Annotated in this window: 17 protein-coding genes; 9 read left to right on the forward strand and 8 right to left on the reverse strand. The window is 34.4% G+C overall.

Features of this window, described 5'->3' with window-relative positions:
- Positions 1-18 precede the first annotated feature (18 nt).
- The 3 genes from pfkA to ACZZZA_RS01640 form a co-directional block, all read right to left on the reverse strand.
- Positions 19-1,005, reverse strand: coding sequence for a 6-phosphofructokinase (pfkA, locus tag ACZZZA_RS01630; RefSeq protein WP_463429523.1), 987 nt, complete (start codon positions 1,003-1,005; stop codon positions 19-21).
- 160 nt (positions 1,006-1,165) lie between these two features.
- Positions 1,166-1,924 carry a TIGR03915 family putative DNA repair protein gene (locus ACZZZA_RS01635; protein ID WP_463429524.1) on the reverse strand — a complete coding sequence of 253 codons (759 nt, stop codon included), beginning with the start codon at positions 1,922-1,924 and terminating at the stop codon, positions 1,166-1,168.
- Positions 1,925-2,093: 169 nt separating this feature from the next.
- On the reverse strand, positions 2,094-3,353 hold the full coding sequence (locus ACZZZA_RS01640; RefSeq protein ID WP_463429525.1) for a putative DNA modification/repair radical SAM protein: 1,260 nt from the start codon (positions 3,351-3,353) through the stop codon (positions 2,094-2,096).
- 195 nt (positions 3,354-3,548) lie between these two features.
- Here ACZZZA_RS01640 and ACZZZA_RS01645 point away from each other — a divergent pair, with 195 nt between their 5' ends.
- Genes ACZZZA_RS01645 through ACZZZA_RS01660 form a run of 4 tightly spaced genes read left to right on the forward strand, consistent with a single transcriptional unit; the run spans position 3,549 to position 7,198 of the window.
- On the forward strand, positions 3,549-4,880 hold the full coding sequence (locus ACZZZA_RS01645) for a hydroxymethylglutaryl-CoA reductase, degradative (protein ID WP_463429526.1): 1,332 nt from the start codon (positions 3,549-3,551) through the stop codon (positions 4,878-4,880).
- Between the two features lie 51 nt (positions 4,881-4,931).
- Entirely contained in the window at positions 4,932-6,173 is a 1,242-nt protein-coding gene (locus tag ACZZZA_RS01650; protein ID WP_463429527.1) for an AAA family ATPase, read from the forward strand.
- Entirely contained in the window at positions 6,163-6,798 is a 636-nt protein-coding gene (locus ACZZZA_RS01655; RefSeq protein WP_463429528.1) for an RloB family protein, read from the forward strand. Before ACZZZA_RS01650 ends, ACZZZA_RS01655 begins: the two co-directional genes overlap by 11 nt.
- Before the next feature lie 13 nt (positions 6,799-6,811).
- Complete coding sequence (locus ACZZZA_RS01660) at positions 6,812-7,198, forward strand: DUF423 domain-containing protein (RefSeq protein WP_463429529.1); 387 nt, start codon at positions 6,812-6,814, stop codon at positions 7,196-7,198.
- A 25-nt stretch (positions 7,199-7,223) separates the two neighbouring features.
- On the opposite strand, the gene ACZZZA_RS01665 is transcribed toward ACZZZA_RS01660, so the two are convergent.
- The 4 genes from ACZZZA_RS01665 to ACZZZA_RS01680 are packed head-to-tail and all read right to left on the reverse strand — an operon-like array spanning position 7,224 to position 12,291.
- On the reverse strand, positions 7,224-8,630 hold the full coding sequence (locus ACZZZA_RS01665) for a TolC family protein (RefSeq protein ID WP_463429530.1): 1,407 nt from the start codon (positions 8,628-8,630) through the stop codon (positions 7,224-7,226).
- Positions 8,614-9,927 carry an HlyD family secretion protein gene (locus tag ACZZZA_RS01670; RefSeq protein WP_463429531.1) on the reverse strand — a complete coding sequence of 438 codons (1,314 nt, stop codon included), beginning with the start codon at positions 9,925-9,927 and terminating at the stop codon, positions 8,614-8,616. Before ACZZZA_RS01670 ends, ACZZZA_RS01665 begins: the two co-directional genes overlap by 17 nt.
- Positions 9,928-9,942: 15 nt before the next feature.
- The gene (locus tag ACZZZA_RS01675; protein WP_463429532.1) at positions 9,943-11,607 is read right to left on the reverse strand and encodes a peptidase domain-containing ABC transporter; all 1,665 of its coding nucleotides are present in this window, start codon (positions 11,605-11,607) and stop codon (positions 9,943-9,945) included.
- Between the two features lie 6 nt (positions 11,608-11,613).
- A complete protein-coding gene (locus ACZZZA_RS01680) occupies positions 11,614-12,291 on the reverse strand; it encodes a TetR/AcrR family transcriptional regulator (RefSeq protein WP_463429533.1) in 678 nt (225 codons plus the stop codon).
- Between the two features lie 302 nt (positions 12,292-12,593).
- Between ACZZZA_RS01680 and sucC the strand changes: the two genes are divergently transcribed.
- The 5 genes from sucC (at position 12,594) to htpG (ending at position 18,823) form a co-directional block, all read left to right on the forward strand.
- Entirely contained in the window at positions 12,594-13,784 is a 1,191-nt protein-coding gene (sucC, locus tag ACZZZA_RS01685; RefSeq protein ID WP_229983644.1) for an ADP-forming succinate--CoA ligase subunit beta, read from the forward strand.
- Positions 13,785-13,853: 69 nt separating this feature from the next.
- A complete protein-coding gene (locus tag ACZZZA_RS01690; RefSeq protein ID WP_463429534.1) occupies positions 13,854-14,336 on the forward strand; it encodes a hypothetical protein in 483 nt (160 codons plus the stop codon).
- 68 nt (positions 14,337-14,404) lie between these two features.
- On the forward strand, positions 14,405-15,601 hold the full coding sequence (locus ACZZZA_RS01695; RefSeq protein WP_463429535.1) for an oxygenase MpaB family protein: 1,197 nt from the start codon (positions 14,405-14,407) through the stop codon (positions 15,599-15,601).
- Between the two features lie 157 nt (positions 15,602-15,758).
- Positions 15,759-16,766, forward strand: a complete 1,008-nt coding sequence (recA, locus tag ACZZZA_RS01700; RefSeq protein WP_463429536.1) for a recombinase RecA — start codon at positions 15,759-15,761, stop codon at positions 16,764-16,766.
- A 161-nt stretch (positions 16,767-16,927) separates the two neighbouring features.
- Positions 16,928-18,823: a molecular chaperone HtpG gene (gene htpG / locus ACZZZA_RS01705; RefSeq protein ID WP_463429537.1), complete on the forward strand. Its 1,896-nt coding sequence runs from the start codon at positions 16,928-16,930 to the stop codon at positions 18,821-18,823.
- Positions 18,824-18,954: 131 nt separating this feature from the next.
- Here the strand turns inward: htpG and ACZZZA_RS01710 are convergent, their stop codons facing one another.
- Positions 18,955-19,878, reverse strand: coding sequence for a YihY/virulence factor BrkB family protein (locus ACZZZA_RS01710; RefSeq protein WP_463429538.1), 924 nt, complete (start codon positions 19,876-19,878; stop codon positions 18,955-18,957).
- Between the last annotated feature and the right edge of the window lie 33 nt (positions 19,879-19,911).

Raw genomic sequence — 19,911 nt, forward strand, 5'->3', positions numbered from 1 at the left:
ATTTAATTATATAAAATATTAGATTGCTAAAATTTCTGAAATCAGTAAAAGATCTTTATTGATTTCGTTGTGTTTTTTGATGGCTTCTTCAATGGGTGTATAGACAATGTCGTTTGAGCGCATTCCTGCCATCACATTGTTTTGTCCATCCATCAATCCGGTCACGGCACCATAACCCAGTCTGCTCGCTAAAACTCTGTCGGCACAGCTTGGTGATCCGCCTCTTTGTATATGGCCTAAAATAGCCACACGAATATCATATTCCGGAAACTCTACCTTAGTTTGCTCAGCCAGTTCATAGATATTGGCTAATTTTTCACCTTCGGCTACCACAACAATGCTTGATGCTTTTCCTGTTTTTTCTGCATTTCTGAAGTTGGCAAACAACTCATCCATACTGTCTTTTTTCTCAGGAATCAAAATATCCAAAGCTCCGGTTGCCAATCCGCTGTTTAAAGCAATAAAACCTGCATCACGACCCATCACCTCAACAAAGAAAACCCTGTTGTGAGAAGTCGCAGTATCACGTATTTTATCGATCGCATCCATTGCTGTATTCAAAGCAGTGTCGTAACCAATCGTGTTGTCTGTCCCGAAGATATCATTATCAATTGTTCCGGGAACACCAATCACTTTAATCCCGAATTCTTCGTAAAAGATTTTCGCGCCGGTAAAAGTTCCGTCACCGCCGATACACACCAATGCTTCAATTCCGTATTTCACACAATTGTCATAAGCTTTCTGGCGACCTTCTTTGGTCATAAACTCTTTAGAACGGGCAGATTTCAGAATAGTTCCGCCTTGGTTGATTATATTTTTCACAGAACGAGGTCCCATTTTCAGGAAATCATCATGAATAAGACCATTGTAGCCTTCTCTCACTCCGTAACATTCGATATTGTAATAATTCGCAGTTCTTACAACCGCTCTTAATGCTGCGTTCATCCCCGGAGAGTCTCCTCCGGAAGTGAGAACTGCAATTTTTTTTACAGCACTTTCTTTCATTTAGTTAAAAATTTCAAACACAAATTTACAAAAACAAGTTCAGATAACGGCAGTATCTTGCTAATACTTTTCATCCTTTAGTATCCTGTAAATTTAAAATCAAATTGTTTTAGAAATCATTTACAATATTAATTTATGAAACATAAAACTACATTTTTCATCAAGTCTTTTCCGTTAAATACTTCCAATACCTTTTGGGAACATGCTGAATATGTAATTTTAAATTTTTCCTTTCCATAATATTTGTTTTTGTGAAATAGCGTTGCCAAAGTGTCTGATAGTTTTTCTCCTCGTCATGAAATTTCTGCTGATATTTATTCAGATCTATTTTCTCTTCGGGATAAAAGAAATCGCAGGTTTCCAGATCATAAAGAATTCCGTAGTTTCTTCTCAGATCATAGATCATCCATTTCTGATCCTGATAACGGTCTTTGAAATGTTTCCTGATCAAAGGCAAAACATTAAAATCCGGATCAATTTTCGCAAAAAAAACCTCATCCTGCATTTTTTCAAATCTGACGAAAGCCGTCATACGATGCCGTTCCCTACTGACCGATTTTGAAATTTTAGCTATTCTCAAAATATCCTGATCTGCATAATTTTGAAGAATATTTTCTTTGGGATGTTTAATCGACTGTCTTACGGCAGACAAAATGATTTGTTCTGAATCTGCCTCTTCCGACAAGAAAACTTTCACCAATTCATGAATGCCCGACTTGCCAATATTATCTTCTAATTTATTTAAAACTCTTTCAGATTTCTCTTGTTGTGTAATCACTTCATGAATTTCTGCAAATATATTTTCCTGATGAAATCTTACTTTTGAAAAAATCTCAACATCTTTATACTTATACTCGAAAACTTCGAATATTGCGGTAAAAAGTCCGTCGAAACTGCCGTCGTAGAGTAAGGTAGTCATTTATATATTTTTATCCACTGAATTTGTCATTACGGAGGAATCTAGCCTGTTTATTGGCTATTACAGTTGAGATTCCTCCGGAATGACAAAACAAATGTTAATTTTTTTTATAAATTTTAAAGAAGAATTAATGATTCTCTTAAAAAAAATTTAAACTTGGGTTTAAAATTCAAAAAAGCGTCAATTGCTGCGAAAACTGATCCTGAAATTTAGAAGTACTTCCTCCAATCAGTAATTTTTTCAAATTCAGATCAGTTAAATGTCTCAGAAAAACATTTCCTGCATTAAAATCTATAAAATATTTTGCTCGGTTTACCGCTGCTCCCAGTTTTTTCAAATGATCAATTGTTAAAACCTGAAAACGTCTCGCTGAAACTATTTTCAATGCAGTCTTTACCCCAATTCCTGGAATACGAAGAATCATCTGATAGTCTGCACTCTGAAGATTGACAGGAAACTGATCAAGATGTCGCAAAGCCCAACTCAATTTGGGATCAACTTCCAAATCCAGAAACGGCATATGTGGATCTAAAATCTCATCTGCTTTAAAACCGTAAAACCTCATCAGCCAATCCGACTGATACAGACGATTTTCCCTAAGCATCGGAACTGCCGTCGTCAATGCAGGCAATCTACTATCTTCCAAAACCGGAACGTAACCCGAATAATATACTCTTTTAAGATTGTAATTTTTGTAAAAATGATCGGCAACTTTGATGATCTGTAAATCGTTTTCATTGGTTGCGCCTACAATCATTTGTGTAGACTGACCAGCCGGAGCAAACTTCGGAACTTTTCTGAAAATTTTCTTTTCTTCTTTATATTGAGTAATTCCGGATTGAATATACTTCATCGGATTGAGCATATCCTGACGGTTTTTCTCAGGAGCCAATAATTTCAAACCACTTTCAGTCGGAATTTCAATATTGATGGAAAGTCGGTCTGCATACAAAGCCGCTTCCTGCATCAAAATGTCACTTGCTCCCGGAATTGACTTTAAATGAATATATCCGTTAAAATTTTCTTCCAGACGAAGTTTTTTGGCAACACGCACCAAACGTTCCATGGTTGTATCTGCGTTTTTAAAAATTCCTGAACTCAAAAACAATCCTTCAATATAATTTCTGCGGTAAAAATTGATCGTTAAATCAACCACCTCTTCTACCGTAAAAGCGGCTCTTTTAATATCATTTGAACTTCGCGAAACACAGTAAGCGCAATCGTAAATACAGTGATTGGTCAAAAGAACTTTAAGCAGAGAAACACAACGCCCGTCTTCGGTATAGGTATGACAAATTCCGCTTGCAGAACTATCTCCCAAAGCGCCTTTTTTGTTTTTCCTTGAACCTCCACTTGATGAACATGATACGTCATATTTCGCAGCATCGGCAAGGATTTCTAACTTTTCTTTCAGGCGGTCAAAATTCATTTATTGTAGTTGGAATTGATGATAAAGATACAATTTACTATACAAAACTATGTCCAAAATTGAGAAATATCACCCTTTTTTAAACAAACTTATCCACAAACTTCCAAAGCAAATTTACTATATTTACCATCATTAATTTATGCGTGAAATCGTAAACGGTCGATTCCACTTTTATCTATCAAAAATAACGTATCTATGAATCATCAACCGGTAGAAGGTTTTTCTAAACTGACCAAACAGGGGAAAATTGATTGGCTTGTCAATGAATATCTCGAAGGAAACACAGATTATCAAAATATACTCAATCAATACTGGAACGAAAATGCGGATCTTCAGAAACTTCATGATGAGTTTTCTGAAAACACCATTTCCAATTTTTATATGCCCTACGGAATTGCTCCTAATTTTCTGATTGACGGAAAATTATTGGCTCTGCCAATGGCAGTTGAAGAAAGCTCGGTGGTTGCAGCAGCTTCAAAAGCAGCAAAATTCTGGATCGATAAAGGAGGTTTTAAGACCACCATTATCAACACAAAAAAACTAGGTCACACTCATTTCATTATTGATGTAGAATCTCACAAACTTCAGCATTTTTTTAATTTTAAATTAAAGAAAAAATTATTTGAAGCCACAGAAAGCATCACAGCAAACATGAGAAATCGTGGTGGTGGAATTTTGGAAATAAAACTGGTAGACAAAACTGCGGAAATGCCCAATTATTATCAGCTTAAAGCAAGTTTTGATACAGTAGATTCTATGGGTGCCAACTTTATCAATTCTTGTCTTGAGCAATTTGGTAAAACTTTAAAAGAGCAGGTTTCATTAGAAGAAAGTTTCACGAAGGATGAAAAAGACTCTTTGCAGGTGGTGATGAATATTCTTTCTAATTTTACTCCGGATTGTATTGTGAGAGCAGAAGTTTCATGTAAAATTGAAGATCTGAAAGACGACAGCGGAATTTCTAATGAAGAATTTGCAAGAAAATTTAAACAGGCGGTAACGATTGCAGAAATTGAACCTTTCCGCGCAACGACGCATAATAAAGGAATTATGAACGGTGTTGATGCAGTGGTAATTGCTACAGGAAACGATTTCCGTGCGACGGAAGCCTGCGCACACGCTTATGCTGCAAAAGACGGAAAATATTCTTCATTAACGCATTGTACAATCGATAACGGAATTTTCAGATTCTGGATTGATCTCCCGATTTCCGTAGGCGTTGTGGGTGGTTTAACGAATCTTCATCCTTTGGTAAAATTCTCTTTAGCATTATTGGGGAAACCTTCCGCCCAGGAATTAATGAGTATTTTGGCAGTTTCAGGTTTAGCTCAGAATTTTGGTGCTTTAAGATCTTTGGTAACCACAGGAATCCAAAAAGGTCATATGAAAATGCATTTATTTAATATTTTAAATCAAATGGGAGCAACAGAAGAGGAGAAACAACATTTTGTGACTTACTTTAAAGATAAAACGGTGACGCATCATGAGGTGATTACGGAATTTAACAGACTGAGAAAGAATCAATAAATGAATTTTTATCTGTAAATTTGTAAACGATTTACAAAAACGAAATAAAAAATGATAATTAATTTCAGTGTAGAAAATTTTGGATCAATAAAAGAAAAACAGACTTTATCTTTTTTAGCCAATAAATCTGATCATTTAGAAGATTATTATATTATTGAGCCCATAAAAGGTTTGCGCCTTAATAAATTGGCTTTGATTTATGGTGCAAATGCTTCAGGGAAAACCACAGTTTTAAAAGCTTTGAACTTTTTAAGAATAATTTGTACAAAGCCATTTGATAATAAAACAGAAAAATTTGATTTTGAGCCTTTTCTTTTTGACGAAAAAACTCCAAAACAGAATACTAAATTTGAGTTGGATTTTGTTCAAAATGGAATAAGATATTTTTACGAAGTTATACTCAATAAAAATTGTATTATTAGAGAGAGGCTTCTAAACTTTAATCCTAATAAAGCAGTTGTTTTTGAAAGGAATACAAATGAAAAAAAAGAATTAACGTCAATTAAATTAGGAAGTAAAATTTCCAAAAAAAAACACATTGAGGAAAATCTTGAAATATTTACACTCTGGAACAATACAGTCGTAGGAGGATTTTTAAAAGCAAATGTTGAATTTTTTGAACTTAAAGAATTTTCAGATTGGATTAAACTTTGTCAAATGCCATTTTTTGAAACTATCATTGGTTTTGAGCATTTCACATCTAAAACTATTTCTGAGGAGCGATTTAACATGAAACATGTTTTAAAAGTTCTGAATAAAGCTGATTTTGGAATTAGTTCTATCAATTTAAATTCTCTAGAACAAAACGAAAGTAAAAGTAATTTTTATGAAATAGAATTTGTACATAATGTAAATAATAAAAACTTTATTCTTCCTTTCTCCAGCGAATCAGTTGGTACACAAAAATATTTTTCATTAATGACTTATCTTTTCATGTTATTAGAAAATTCTTACCTCCCAATTATTGCATTAATTGATGAGTTAGAAACTTCTCTACATCCAGATTTATTTAATCATTTTCTATTAACATTTTTATTAAATTCAAAAAATTCACAGCTTATTGCAACAACGCATAATAGAGAAATTTTAGATAACAAGGACATTTTTCGTGACGACGCAATTTGGTTTACTGAAAAAAACAAAGATTCTGCAACTGAACTATATTCTTTATCTCATTTTGATTCATCGGTTGTGAGAGACACTTCAAATGTTCTTAATGCTTATAAATCCGGAAAATTAGGAGGTGTTCCGAATTTAGGAGATTACTATATTGATTTAGAAGATGGGGAATAGGAAATCTTTTTTCAGCAAGGGAAAGAAGACTTTCGCAATTGTAGGAGATGGCGATTGTGAGAAATGGTATTTTCAAATGTTAAAACAAATTGAAAATCTGATTGTCAATATTAAACCTGAACTAAGCCTTAAGTCTTCTCTAAAGAAACAGTATGATTATGTTAAAGATTTGGCTGATGTTTATGATAAAGTTTTTTGGATTGTAGATTATGATGTTATTGAACGAGAATCAAGAGAATGCAAAAAAGGCGATGAAAAACGAAGTGAAGAGTTTGTAAGATATTATACAGAACTATCTAAACTTAAAAATGTAGAAATCTTGGTTGTAAATACTTGTTTTGAATATTGGCTATATCTCCATTTTAAATATTCAAAAAAGAATTATAAAGATTGCGATGAAACAGGAAAAGATTTGAAAAAAGAATTTTCTGCTTATGAAAAAACAGAGAAATTTTATAAAAAGAATAATTCTGATATTTACACTTCTTTGCAATCTAAATTATCAACTGCAATTAAACACGCAACACAATTAGGCGACTTTGATATTAAGAATCCAAACCATCCTGTTTGTGAAATTCATAAGTTGTTTAACGAAGATGGAAGTTTTAAAACCAATTGGAAATAAATCAAATTATAAAATGAAAACAATTACTTTAATCTTCGGTGCCGCTTATGGCATGTTATCCGTTATCTTGGGAGCTTTCGGAGCGCACGCTTTAAAGAAAATATTATCTGTGGAAAGACTGGAAAGTTTTGAAACTGGCGTAAGATACCAAATGTACGCTGCATTCTTTTTACTAATTGTCGGCTACATTTTAAAATTTGACACCTCATCTCAAAAATGGATTTCCATTTTTATGATTGCAGGAACAATACTTTTCTCATTCAGTATCTATGGTTTAAGTTTACAGGATTATCTGGGAGCAAACCTGAAGTTTTTAGGACCGATTACTCCTCTTGGAGGATTGTTGATGATTCTGAGTTGGCTGATGTTGATTTTTTATTTTGCAAAAAATAGAATTTAATTTTTTCATCATAAAAAAATTTTGGTTAAAATCTAAAATTCTCGTTGAGCCATTTCAATTTATTATAGCTTTTCAGGAATTTAGCTTTTAGTTCAATATTTTTTTCACGAGCTTCAATTAATTTGTTTTCGCGGGAATTGATAAGAAACAGAGAACTTTCTCCGTTGCTGTATCTTATTTCTTCGGCATTCAGAAGTTTCTGATAATTTTTGAGATTATTGGTAGCTAACTCGATTTGCAGATGGTAATTTAAAACTTCATTCTTGTAGGATTCAATTTTTGTATTGATTTCTCTCGTTTTCAGCTGTACATCCTGTTGGTTTTGTGCGATTTTCAGCTTTGCAATTTGATAGTCTGCTCTGGCTTCTCTTTGAAATATGGGAATTTCTAATTTGATGCCGTACTGAAAATTATGATCGAACAATGGCAGATATTCTGCACGGTAATTTTCTTTATTAAAAAAATTGTAGGTGAAATCTATTTTGGGAAGAAAGTTCTGCAACTTAAGCCTTCTTTCGCTTTCTAAAATATTTTGTTTCTGAAAATAGTATTGAAGTGAAGCGTGATTATTGAGCTGTTTCGTCTGTATGTCCTGCACCAAGAATTCAAAATCGTTATAGCCTTTATGCTCATCAAGACGAGTTGAAGGAAAAATGAGCTCTGAAATTTCGTACAATTCCTGATTATCTTTCCATAAAAAAAGCTGCAGATCTTGTGTGCTTTTCACAAAATTAAGATACGCATCTCTTTCCTGCAACTGGAAACTCTGAAGTTGCGAAACCGCTTCTACGGTATCTATTGCAGGTCTTTCACCGTAATTATACGTTTTTTTTGTCAGTTCTAATCTCTCAAAATTAATCTGTACCGCTTTTCTTTGAAGATCATAAACTTCATAGTTTTTCACCCATTCCCAAAACGTATTTTCTGCTTCCAAAAGTAACTCGTTAGTCAGAACAACCTGCTCCGCCTCTGTCATTTTCAAAGCAAATTTTGCCTGATCCAGCATTGCTCTGCGTTTATCATACAACAAATTTTTGGCAAGCGGAACAGTAACGCCAAATTGAGCCAAACCACCTTTTGTATCGCTGTTATTCAGTTTTTCTCCGTCCAGATAATTGTAAGCTCCATTGATGTTGATACCGTACCAGGTCGGAATATCCAGTTCTATGTTTTTTTGTTCATAATACCTCGTACCATCAATATTTTTTTCGCCCAACTTACCAGAAAGTACAGGATCAAAATTTCCTCTGGCTTTGGTAATCTCAGCTTCGGCGATTTTATTTTGAAGTTGGTATTTAAATGCCAGTGGATGGTATCTTTTTACGATTTCGAGAAATTCCTGATGAGAAAGCCTCAAAGAATCCTGTCCAAACGAAAACTGAAAAAGAAAGATTGCCACAACGGTCAGCCATACCCTATTTTGCTTTTTCATTCTCTGTAGATTTTTCCTTTTTCACTTCATAATAATCCGGTGGGAAACCATTGATGTTTCGCCATAATTCGTACCAGACCGGAACGTCATTCAGAATAGCAATACCTTGCACACCGGTTCCTATTTTTATTTTCGGAGGCCATTGTTTTTCATTTTTATCTTCTATAACCAACGCTTTGAAAAGCCCATTGGTGCTAATATTATTTTCTACGGCAATTACTTTCCCTGCAAAAGTTCCGTAGCTGGAATTGGGCCATCCGGAAAATACGATTGCCGGGAAACCGTCGAAAATACACATCACTCTCTGCCCTTCTTTTATAAGAGGCAGATCGACAGGTTTAATGTAGATTTCTACTGCATAGTCAACTTTATCAGGAACGATAGTGGCAATGTTTTCACCGTCTTTAAGAATTTCACCAATACCAGCTTTGTTGATCTGCACAATTTGTCCGTCCTGAGAAGCCAGAATAAAGTATAAACCCTGTCTTGCGCGATAATTGGCTACCTGATTTTGAAGTTTGGCAATTTCACCATCACTTCCCTCTATCTGTCCCATACTCTGAAAACGTTCGCCTTCTATTTTACTCAGTTTTTCGGTATAATCCTGAATGGTGGCATTTTGTTCAATGCTTACATTCATCATTTCCTGTCTGGTTTGGGCAACCTTATTTTCAGCAGATGTTTTTTTCGCTGCTGCATTCTGAAAAGATACGCTTCGCTGCTGAAACTGAGTAAGAGAAACAAGTCCTTCATCATACATTTTTTTTTGTCTGGCGTATTGATCTTCACTTAATTTCAATTCGTTATTGGCAGCAGCAAGCTCTGCTTCTTCACCCTGAAGTTTATTATTGAGCTGACTTATTTTAATTTTCAGCTGATTGAGTTTAAGATCTCGTGATGAGTTGATTGCATCAAGCTGACTGTTTGTAGTTCCTATTTTGGCTTCATAATAATCTCTTACCCCTTTTTTAGCATCTGCCTGCTGCTCGGTTCTTTGTACCAGAAGAGGATCCAAATAATCTTCTTTCACTTCAGAGAGTTGCATTAATGTGTCACCTTTTTTAACGTAATCTCCGTTTTTGACGTTCCATTTAATAATTCTGCCGGGAATAGGAGAATTTAATTGCTGAGGTCGCTGATCCTGATACAGTGTACTTACATTCCCTTTCACTTTTATATTTTGAGTCCAGGGTAAAAACAGAACAATGATTCCTGCCAGAAAGATGAAGAGAAACCATCTTTTTACCTTTGTTTTTTTATTGATTTGATATATTCTGTCGTATGATTGCAGTTTCATTTTTAAAATCTTTGATTAAACGATTTCTAAAGTTCCATTCTGAAGATGAAGACGCTGATCTGCAAGCTGCATAAGAGTCTGATCCTGAGAGGCTATAATAACGGTAGTATTTTTTTTAATTTTATTGAGGTACAGAAGCATTTTGTTTCTGAATTCGTCATTCATCCCATCAAGAGGATCTTCTAACACAAGTAGTCTTTTGTTACCCAACAATGCTCTGAGCAGTAAAATTTTCTTCTTCGAACTGAATGAAATTTCTGTATCTGTCTCACTTAATTCTGTGTAAAATCCTGCACTGAACTGACTTGAAATATTATCAATCCCTATTTCATCAGCGAGTTCGAGTATACTTTCCGGGCTTATATCTTTATTTCCTAAAATAATATTTTCCTGTACCGTACTTTTAATAATGGTCATATCCTCGAGATATAAACCAATTTGGTTTCTCAATTCTGTTTTATCAATATTTTTGAGGGGTATTTTATCAAAAAGCACAGATCCTGATGTTGGTTCGTAAAAGCCTGTAATCATGTTGAGTAAAAGTGATTTTCCTGCTCCTAATTTTCCGGAGATGACCGTTAAAGAATTTTCAGAAACTTTAAAGTTGATATTATTCAAAATACTTTGATGCTCATTAAAAGCAAAGTTTACCTCTTTGAATTCTAATTCTAAACCTTGATGATGACCTTCCAAAATAATCTCTCCATTGTTTTCTTCGGGCAGATCTGTCACTTTATTTAGCTTTGCAAGGGCAGCAATGACGTCATAGTAACTTTCTAAACTGATGATCAATTTTTCTACCGCTGCCATAATACTTAGAACTACAATTTCTGTTGCGATGAATGCACCAATATTGAGCTGCTGATTAACCAAAAGGTATGTTCCTATTACCAGCATCACGAGCGTAATAATTACTTTGAAGGCAATAATCGTTTTGTACTGCACCACCAAAACCCGAAAATGGGAAGTTCTGAAATTCAGGTAATCTACAACCCGCTCATCAACACCTGAAAGATGTACATCGGTTTTAGAATTGATTTTAAAAGTTTTGATCGCAGATGCAATATCTTCAATCCACGATGCTACTTCATATTTTTTTTCACTTTCTTCAAGACTGGATTGAATTCCGCTTTCCATCGTAAATCTAAAAATAATAATCACGCAAATGATTACAAGCGCCCCGAACATCAAAAACCAGGGATGATAAAACGAAAGCAGCAGAATGCCAAATAAAATCTGAATAATGGCTGTCGGAATTTCCAAAAGTATCTTTGAGATTCCTTTCTGTAAATTCTGGGTATCAAAAAAACGGTTTACGAGTTCCGGTAGATAATATTTTCTGGTATCACTTAGGTTTACTTTGGGTAGTTTTTCTGCAAAAGCAATAGAAAATTCAAAAAAAATCTTCTGCTGTATTTTCTCGATAATCTGCATTACTTTCAATTTGAAATACCCTACAAGCCAGGTTCCGATGACCACAAAAATGATCAGAATATAGATAGAGGTCGCCATTGTAGCTCCCATTACAAAGCTGACAATAGACTGTATTCCTAACGGAACACTAAGTTGTACCAAACCATTAAGTATTGCATAAAAATAGATATTCGTAACATCTTTTTTTTCTTTGGTAACGTATTTAAAAAGATTATTACCGTGTTGTTTGGGCGTCGTAGTTTCCATCAATTGTTATTTAATGATAATAAAAGTAATGTGTCTCAAATATTCTAATACATATTTTTTATGATCGATCTGATCAATATGATTGTCTGTAAGTTTTGGCAAATGCTCACTAAAAAACTGCTGATCGTGTGCAGTCTCCAAAAGGGTGCTCGCAAAAGACTTCGGATAAGGAAAATCTGGTTTGGCTTCAGAAATTACTTCGCCAAAAAAATTACAGAAACTTTTTAAAGGATTAAAAACCAACTCTTTATTAATTTCGTCCACTTCTTTTACCAAATACGATTTGCTGCTTTCTGAAATGACAATTGCGTGAAGTTTTGAAAGATTATAATCTTCAATTTTATCCTCAGTTTTATTCTGATGAGTAATGATCTCCAGAATTACTTCAATTTTTTCTTTAGGAAATTTCATTTCCGAGAGCCTGAGTTTAGAAATAAACTCAATATACGACCAGTACCAATTGAGAATATAAGTAAGCAATTTGTGTTTTGATGAAAAATATCTGTAAACTGTTGCTTCAGTTGAATTTATTTTCTGCGCCAGCTTTTTGAAGGTGAAATTCTCAAAACCCATCTCATAAATCAACTCAATCGAATGTTTCACGATAGCTTTTCCTATTTCACTATTCTCGGGATCTCTGAGATAGAGATTTTCATTGACTTTAAATTTTAATTGAAATTCCATTTTTACAGATCACTTTAGATTTTACAGCTATTAATACCGATAGCAATTATTACACCAAATATATAATTTATATTTTAAATAATAGTAATACTATCATCAATATTAATTTTAAATTGTAAATTTTAAATCTTTCTATATTTTTCAATTTTAAACAAAACCATCAATAATAAAATGTATAACTGAAATAAATCGTAATTTATATTTTTTGTAAAATGTAAAATGACTTTTATTAGGGGTATAGAAAATCTACTCAAATTTATTATCTTTGTAAATATTAAAATTTAAATAAATAATAAAATAATATGAATCTTCACGAGTATCAATCAAAAGAGATTTTATCAAAGTACGGAGTAGCAATACAACGAGGTCACGTTGCAAACAACGTAGAAGAAGCTGTAGCTGCTGCTGAAAAGCTGACTGCTGAAACCGGAGCTCAGGCTTGGGTTGTAAAAGCACAAATTCACGCAGGTGGTCGTGGTAAAGGTGGCGGTGTAAAGTTTTCTCCGAACATGGATAAATTGAAAGAAAACGCTCAAAACATCATCGGAATGCAATTGATCACACCTCAGACTTCTGCTGAAGGTAAATTGGTAAATTCTGTATTGGTAGCAGAGGATGTATATTATCCAGGAGAAAGCGAAACTAAAGAATTTTATGTTTCTATCCTTTTAGACAGAGCCGAAGGTAAAAATACAATCGTATATTCTACTGAAGGTGGTATGGACATTGAGCACGTTGCTGAAGTAACTCCTCACTTGATCCACAACGAATTAATTGATCCTACTTTGGGGCTTCAAGGTTTCCAGGCTAGAAAAATTGCTTTTAACCTAGGTCTTGAAGGTAATGCTTTCAAAGAATTTACAAAATTCATTACTTCTTTATACAATGCTTATGTAGGAATTGATGCTTCTTTATTTGAAATCAACCCTGTATTAAAAACTTCTGATAACAAAATTATCGCTGTAGATGCTAAAGTAACTTTGGATGGTAACTCATTGTTCCGTCACAAAGATCTTGAAGCATTGAGAGATACAAGAGAAGAAGATCCTATTGATGTAGAAGCTGGTGAAGCTGGTCTTAACTTCGTAAAGCTTGACGGTAACGTTGCTTGTATGGTAAACGGAGCTGGTCTTGCAATGGCAACTATGGACATTATTAAATTATCTGGTGGTAACCCTGCAAACTTCCTAGACGTTGGAGGTACTGCGGATGCTGCAAGAGTACAGACTGCTTTCGGAATCATCTTAAGAGATCCAAACGTAAAAGCAATCTTAATCAACATCTTCGGAGGTATCGTAAGATGTGACAGAGTTGCTCAGGGTGTTGTAGATGCTTACAGAGCGATGGGAAGTCTTCCCGTTCCGTTGATTGTAAGATTACAAGGAACCAATGCTGTAGAAGCTAAAAGATTAATTGACGAGTCTGGTCTTCCGGTACACTCGGCTATTACTTTAGAAGAAGCTGCTAATAAAGTAAAAGAAGTTTTAGCTTAGTTCTAAAATTTTATATAAATTTAAACCGTTTCAATTCTGGAACGGTTTTTTTATGCTTTTAAAATAGTGATGGTAAAAAATATATACATTCCAAGTCCTTGCGCTGAAAACTGGGAATCGATGTCACCAAAAGAGCAAGGAAGATTTTGCTCAGTATGTGACAAATGCGTAACTGATTTTACTGAAAAGAAACCTCAAGAAATTATTGAGATTTTAAAAGAAAAACAAAATGAAAGAATTTGTGGGAGATTTCACAATTCTCAATTAAACATCCAGAATTCACTGAATATTAAAAACCAATTTTTAAAACATATTCCTGTAAGTTCTCGAACTAATAAAATAACACTTTCTTTTTTTTCGTTGATTTTATTTTTGGTAAGCTGCAGAAAATCTAAGGAACAATGTACTACTGTAGGAGAAGTAGTAGTTGATTTAGAGATTGATACTACAGAAAATAAAAATTTTACATTAGGTAAGCCTTTGATACAAAATGATACTATATTCAAAGCAGCTAAAAGTGACAGTATTAAATTAAATGAGGGTATCAAGTAATTAATATTAAATGACAGCTGACAAATCTCATCAGGATTCCCAACTAAAACCCTTACTTTTATCATTACATGGAAAGGAAATTTTTACAACCCAGATTTAAAGATTCAACACATTTCAAAGATTTTTGGACGACAGGAAACGGAAAACAGCTGATTGACTTTTCCGGCGCTGAAGTGAGCTTTAAAAATTTTGATAATTTTTCAAAATACTTTTATCATGTTGATGCAATCGGTGACGAGGTTGTAAAAGACGTTTATTTAACTAAAAAATACAGTGAAGCATCACGAGAGATAGAAAACTACATCAGAAAAGGAGTTTCAGAAAATGATCAAATTCCGGAAAGCGTAAAAGAACTTTTCAGTCAAACCCAGACGATTCCTGATTGGCTGGATTATAATTTAATAAAAAAAGGTGCAGAACTTTGCATGCGTTGCAATATCGACTCGCTGATTTCTCTCCGGGATTATTGCCTCATTGGCGGCTACGATTATTCTTATCTCAACAAACCATTGATTGCTACTGAAGCCCTGAAAAAAGGTGCTGTAAAAAGACTTTCAGAAACTTTAGATTTTTGGGTGAATGTTACAAGATATGACGCATTAGAAATTCATAAAAAAGGCTACGAATTTGCGATTAAAACCAGATTAATACATTCTTACGCACGACTTTCTATTAAAAAACATTACAAAAACTGGGATACAGAAAATTGGGGCGAACCTATAAACTCCTGGGATATGATGGCGACATACATTGGTTTCAGTTTGGTTTTCCTGCACAGTCTTCACAAATTAGGAAACACCATTTCCGAAGAGGAAGAGAAAGGTCATTTTCACCTTTGGAAATATGTGGGTTATCTTCTGGGAATACCTTTAGAACTTTTACCAAACGATAAAAAAGAGGCAACAGAGCTTTTTTATCTGTGGACATCCATACAGCCGTCATCCGATAAAGATTCGGTTTTGCTTGCCCATTCTTTGCTGAATGAGTCACTAGAAAATCCTATTTTAAAATATACGTTTCAAAGAAAAAATCTTCGTTATCTGCACATTTGCTGCACTTGGTATTTATTAGATCACGAAGTGTGCAAAAGACTTCGGATTCCTGATGTTCCTTTTAAGAAAGGATTTCCTGTTACTAAAAGAATCATTAATAAAATATACGATTCTACAGTAAGCAGAGAAGCAAGAATTAAAAAAGGAAACAAGGATCAGATAAAAGTTTTGGAAGATTATTTGAGAGTTACTCAAAGTTCAAATTTTCATTAGATTTTAAAAAAAAAAAATAAATTAGATAAAACATTTTTCACTTTTTAAAAGGGTAAAATTTATCATTTTTTTAACGCTAAAAACTATTTCCAGAAACAAATAAAATTAGCTTTTGAAATTTAAATTCCGTAATTTTGATAAATTATAAGAATACGAAATGAGCAATTTAGACGATAAGAAAAAAGCACTTGCATTGGTGCTTGACAAACTAGATAAAACATACGGAAAAGGAACTGTGATGACTTTGGGAGATAGTGCAATTGACACTACGATTGAAGTAATCCCTTCCGGATCATTAGGATTAGACATCGCTTTGGGCGTTGGCGGATATCCAAGAGGAAGAATCATTGAGATCTACGGACCTGAATCTTCTGGTAAAACAACATTAACTTTACATGCAATCGCAGAAGCTCAGAAAGCAGGCGGAATCGCTGCATTTATTGATGCTGAGCACGCTTTTGACAGAGGTTACGCAGGAAAATTAGGAATTGATCTTGAAAATCTGATTATTTCTCAACCGGATAATGGTGAACAGGCTTTGGAAATTGCCGATAACTTAATCCGTTCAGGGGCGATTGATATTGTGGTAATTGACTCCGTAGCAGCATTGACTCCAAAAGCAGAGATTGAAGGCGAAATGGGAGATTCTAAAATGGGTCTTCATGCAAGATTGATGTCTCAGGCTTTGAGAAAACTGACCGCAACGATTTCAAGAACAAAATGTACAGTGATTTTCATCAACCAGTTGAGAGAAAAAATCGGGGTTATGTTCGGAAATCCTGAAACGACTACAGGTGGTAATGCTTTGAAGTTTTACGCTTCAGTAAGAGTAGATATCAGAAAAGCGAGTGCGCCTATTAAAAATGGTGATGAAGCAGTGGGTAGCCGTGTAAAAGTGAAGATTGTGAAGAATAAAGTTGCTCCACCTTTTAAAATGGCAGAATTTGACATTATGTATGGTGAAGGAGTTTCTAAAACCGGTGAAATTTTAGATACTGCAGTTGATTTGGGAATTGTAAAGAAAAGCGGTTCTTGGTTCAGCTATGGCGAAACTAAATTAGGTCAGGGTCGTGACGGTGTAAGAGATTTGCTGAAGGACAATCCTGAACTGGCTGAAGAGCTGGAAGCAAAAGTAAAAGAAGAAATCATCAACAACAAGAAATAATTTGTTGGATCGAAATTAACATAGAAGACAGCTTAACGGCTGTCTTTTTTGGTTTTTAACAGAATATTCAAATAATCATTATACTTAAATGCCAATCTGTCACTTTCCGGTCAATGGTATTCCTTTTGAGAATTCATAATCAAATTTAAAAAATCTAAAAAATGACAAAAGGAAATATCAATGTTTCGGTGGAAAATATCTTCCCGCTGATTAAGAAATTTTTGTACAGCGACCACGAAATATTTTTAAGAGAATTAATTTCAAATGCCACTGATGCCACTTTAAAATTAAAACATTTAACCAACATCGGTGAAGCAAAAGTAGATTACGGGAATCCGAAAATCGAGGTCAGAATAGATAAAGAAAACAAAAAACTTCACATCATCGACCAAGGTTTGGGAATGACCGCTGAAGAAGTAGAAAAGTATATCAATCAGGTTGCATTTTCCGGAGCTGAAGAATTCTTAGATAAGTATAAAGATTCTGCAAAAGATTCAGGAATTATCGGACATTTCGGTTTAGGTTTTTACTCCGCTTTTATGGTGGCTGAAAAAGTTGAAATCCTAACTAAATCTTATCGTGAGGAAAATCCTGCAGTTCGCTGGATCTGTGATGGAAGTCCGGAATTTACTTTAGAAGAAACTACTGAAAAAACTGACAGAGGTACAGAAATCATCCTTCACATCGCCGAAGATTCTACAGAATTTTTAGAAGAAAATAAAATCCGTGAGTTGTTGACGAAATACAACAAATTCATGCCTGTTCCTATTAAATTCGGAACAAAAACTGAAACACTCCCTTTACCTGAAGGAGCTGCTGAAGATGCCGTTGCAGAAAAGATTGAAGTGGATAACATCGTTAACAATCCTACTCCAGCCTGGACAAAATCTCCAAGTGAATTGAAAGATGAAGATTACAAAGCGTTCTACCATGAGTTGTATCCTATGCAGTTTGAAGAGCCGTTATTTAATATTCATCTAAATGTGGATTATCCCTTCAACTTAACGGGAGTTTTGTATTTCCCGAAATTGGCGAACAGTTTAAACATCGAAAAAGATAAAATTCAGTTATATCAAAATCAGGTTTTCGTAACGGATGAGGTGAAAGGAATTGTTCCTGACTTTTTGATGCTGTTGAGAGGTGTGATTGATTCTCCGGATATTCCGTTGAATGTTTCGCGTTCTTATCTACAAGCTGACGGTGCGGTGAAGAAAATCTCTTCTTACATTACGAAAAAAGTCGCCGACAAAATGGTCTCTTTAATCAATGAAAACCGTGAAGATTACAATAAAAAATGGAACGACATTAAAATCGTTATCGAATACGGGATGATTTCTGAAGACAAATTCTTCGAAAAATCTGACAAATTTGCATTGTACCCTACAACAGACGGAAACTATTTCCTATGGAATGAATTGGAAGAAAAAATCAAGCCGTCTCAAACTGATAAAGACGGTAATCTGGTTATCCTTTATGCTACCAATGCCGATGAGCAGCATTCTTACATCCAGTCTGCAAAAGATAAAGGATATGAAGTGATACTTTTAGATTCGCCGATTGTTCCGCATTTAATTCAGAAATTAGAGACTTCAAAAGAGAAAATTTCCTTCGCAAGAGTAGATGCAGACCACATCAATAATTTGATTAAGAAAGATGAACCAGCGATTTCTAAATTAAATGAAACGGAAAAAGAAACGCTGAAGAAAAACGTAGAAGAGTCTATTAAAGATACAAAATTCACGGTTCAGCTTGAGGATTTAGACAGTACAGATGCACCGTTTACCATTACCCAACCCGAATTTATGCGCAGAATGAAAGATATGCAGGCAACAGGCGGTGGCGGAATGTTCGGAATGGGCGGTTTCCCGGAAATGTATAATTTGGTGGTCAATTCTAACAGTGAATTTGCGAATCAAATTCTGAAAACTGAGGATGTTGAAAGCAAAGAAAATCTGATTAAATATGCCTTAGATTTGGCTAAGCTTTCTCAAAATTTGTTGAAAGGAAAAGATTTGACAGACTTCATCCAGAGAAGTTACAAACAGTTGGAAAAATAATGTGTAGAAAACCTTCAGGGTTTACATGATTAAATATTTTCGGCGGCACCAAAGGTGCCGCCGAAATTGTATCTGAAAAAATAATTATAAGTAAATTTTACTATTGTTTTTCAATTTGTGTAAGCAGGGTCTTAAACTTTCATGTTTAATTGACTGTCTTTATATAACTTAGAATTACTCCATTTTGCATGTTTTGATGGTGCTATTTTATACCCTTTTCTGTAGGTGTATACTTTCGTAAATTCTGCTCCGAAAAAAATCATCATGCACGAATAATTAATCCACAACATGACCAAAATAATAGTTCCTGCGGCTCCAAATGCGGAAGTAGGTTTAAGTTCACTGAAATATAAGCTGAGCAGAAATTTACCTAAAGTAAATAGTACGGAAGTCAGGATCGCTCCTTTCCACACAGACTTCCAGCTAATTTCCACATCAGGAAGTACCTTAAACATCATTGCAAAGAGTAAAACAGTTATAACAAAACCTACTGAAAAATTGATGACCTCCACCAAATAGTAGGTTTCGAGTCCGAAATATCTGGTGAGAAAATTATTGAGCAAACTGATTATCAGTGTTAAAACCATAGTGATCATTAGTAAAAATCCAATAATAAGGATCATACCAAGCGAGTTGGCACGGTCTAATAAAAATTTCACAAAGGCCTTTTTGGGAGCTGGTTCTACATCCCACAGACTGTTTAATGATTTCTGTAATTGAAAAAACAGTGTAGTGGAACCGAAAATAAGCGAGCCAATGCCAATAATTTTCATGAAGATATTTTCTTTGTCAATTAATGCACCTGCGATCATCTCTTCAATACTTTTGGCGGCATCTGCACCCATCATTCCACTGATTTGTGTACTGATCTGTCCACGTATAGCTTCTTCACCAAAGAAGTATCCGGCAAGCCAGATAATAATAATTAATAATCCCGGAATTGAGAAAATAGCATAATATGCCAAGCTTGCAGAATCGTTCGATGCTGAAGAATTATTCCATTCTTTGAATGTTTCTTTTACAGTTTCCCAGAAAAATTTGAGTTCTTTAAGCATCATTTTATGATTAAATATTACGTTTGAAATTTT

Source organism: Chryseobacterium sp. AC405b (assembly GCF_979258685.1).

Bases quoted from the DNA above. Each gene is read 5' to 3' on its own strand.
- pfkA (WP_463429523.1), bottom strand. From the start codon at position 1,005: ATGAAAGAAAGTGCTGTAAAAAAAATTGCAGTTCTCACTTCCGGAGGA.
- ACZZZA_RS01635 (WP_463429524.1), bottom strand. From the start codon at position 1,924: ATGACTACCTTACTCTACGACGGCAGTTTCGACGGACTTTTTACCGCA.
- ACZZZA_RS01640 (WP_463429525.1), bottom strand. From the start codon at position 3,353: ATGAATTTTGACCGCCTGAAAGAAAAGTTAGAAATCCTTGCCGATGCT.
- ACZZZA_RS01645 (WP_463429526.1), top strand. From the start codon at position 3,549: ATGAATCATCAACCGGTAGAAGGTTTTTCTAAACTGACCAAACAGGGG.
- ACZZZA_RS01650 (WP_463429527.1), top strand. From the start codon at position 4,932: ATGATAATTAATTTCAGTGTAGAAAATTTTGGATCAATAAAAGAAAAA.
- ACZZZA_RS01655 (WP_463429528.1), top strand. From the start codon at position 6,163: ATGGGGAATAGGAAATCTTTTTTCAGCAAGGGAAAGAAGACTTTCGCA.
- ACZZZA_RS01660 (WP_463429529.1), top strand. From the start codon at position 6,812: ATGAAAACAATTACTTTAATCTTCGGTGCCGCTTATGGCATGTTATCC.
- ACZZZA_RS01665 (WP_463429530.1), bottom strand. From the start codon at position 8,630: ATGAAAAAGCAAAATAGGGTATGGCTGACCGTTGTGGCAATCTTTCTT.
- ACZZZA_RS01670 (WP_463429531.1), bottom strand. From the start codon at position 9,927: ATGAAACTGCAATCATACGACAGAATATATCAAATCAATAAAAAAACA.
- ACZZZA_RS01675 (WP_463429532.1), bottom strand. From the start codon at position 11,607: ATGGAAACTACGACGCCCAAACAACACGGTAATAATCTTTTTAAATAC.
- ACZZZA_RS01680 (WP_463429533.1), bottom strand. From the start codon at position 12,291: ATGGAATTTCAATTAAAATTTAAAGTCAATGAAAATCTCTATCTCAGA.
- sucC (WP_229983644.1), top strand. From the start codon at position 12,594: ATGAATCTTCACGAGTATCAATCAAAAGAGATTTTATCAAAGTACGGA.
- ACZZZA_RS01690 (WP_463429534.1), top strand. From the start codon at position 13,854: ATGGTAAAAAATATATACATTCCAAGTCCTTGCGCTGAAAACTGGGAA.
- ACZZZA_RS01695 (WP_463429535.1), top strand. From the start codon at position 14,405: ATGGAAAGGAAATTTTTACAACCCAGATTTAAAGATTCAACACATTTC.
- recA (WP_463429536.1), top strand. From the start codon at position 15,759: ATGAGCAATTTAGACGATAAGAAAAAAGCACTTGCATTGGTGCTTGAC.
- htpG (WP_463429537.1), top strand. From the start codon at position 16,928: ATGACAAAAGGAAATATCAATGTTTCGGTGGAAAATATCTTCCCGCTG.
- ACZZZA_RS01710 (WP_463429538.1), bottom strand. From the start codon at position 19,878: ATGCTTAAAGAACTCAAATTTTTCTGGGAAACTGTAAAAGAAACATTC.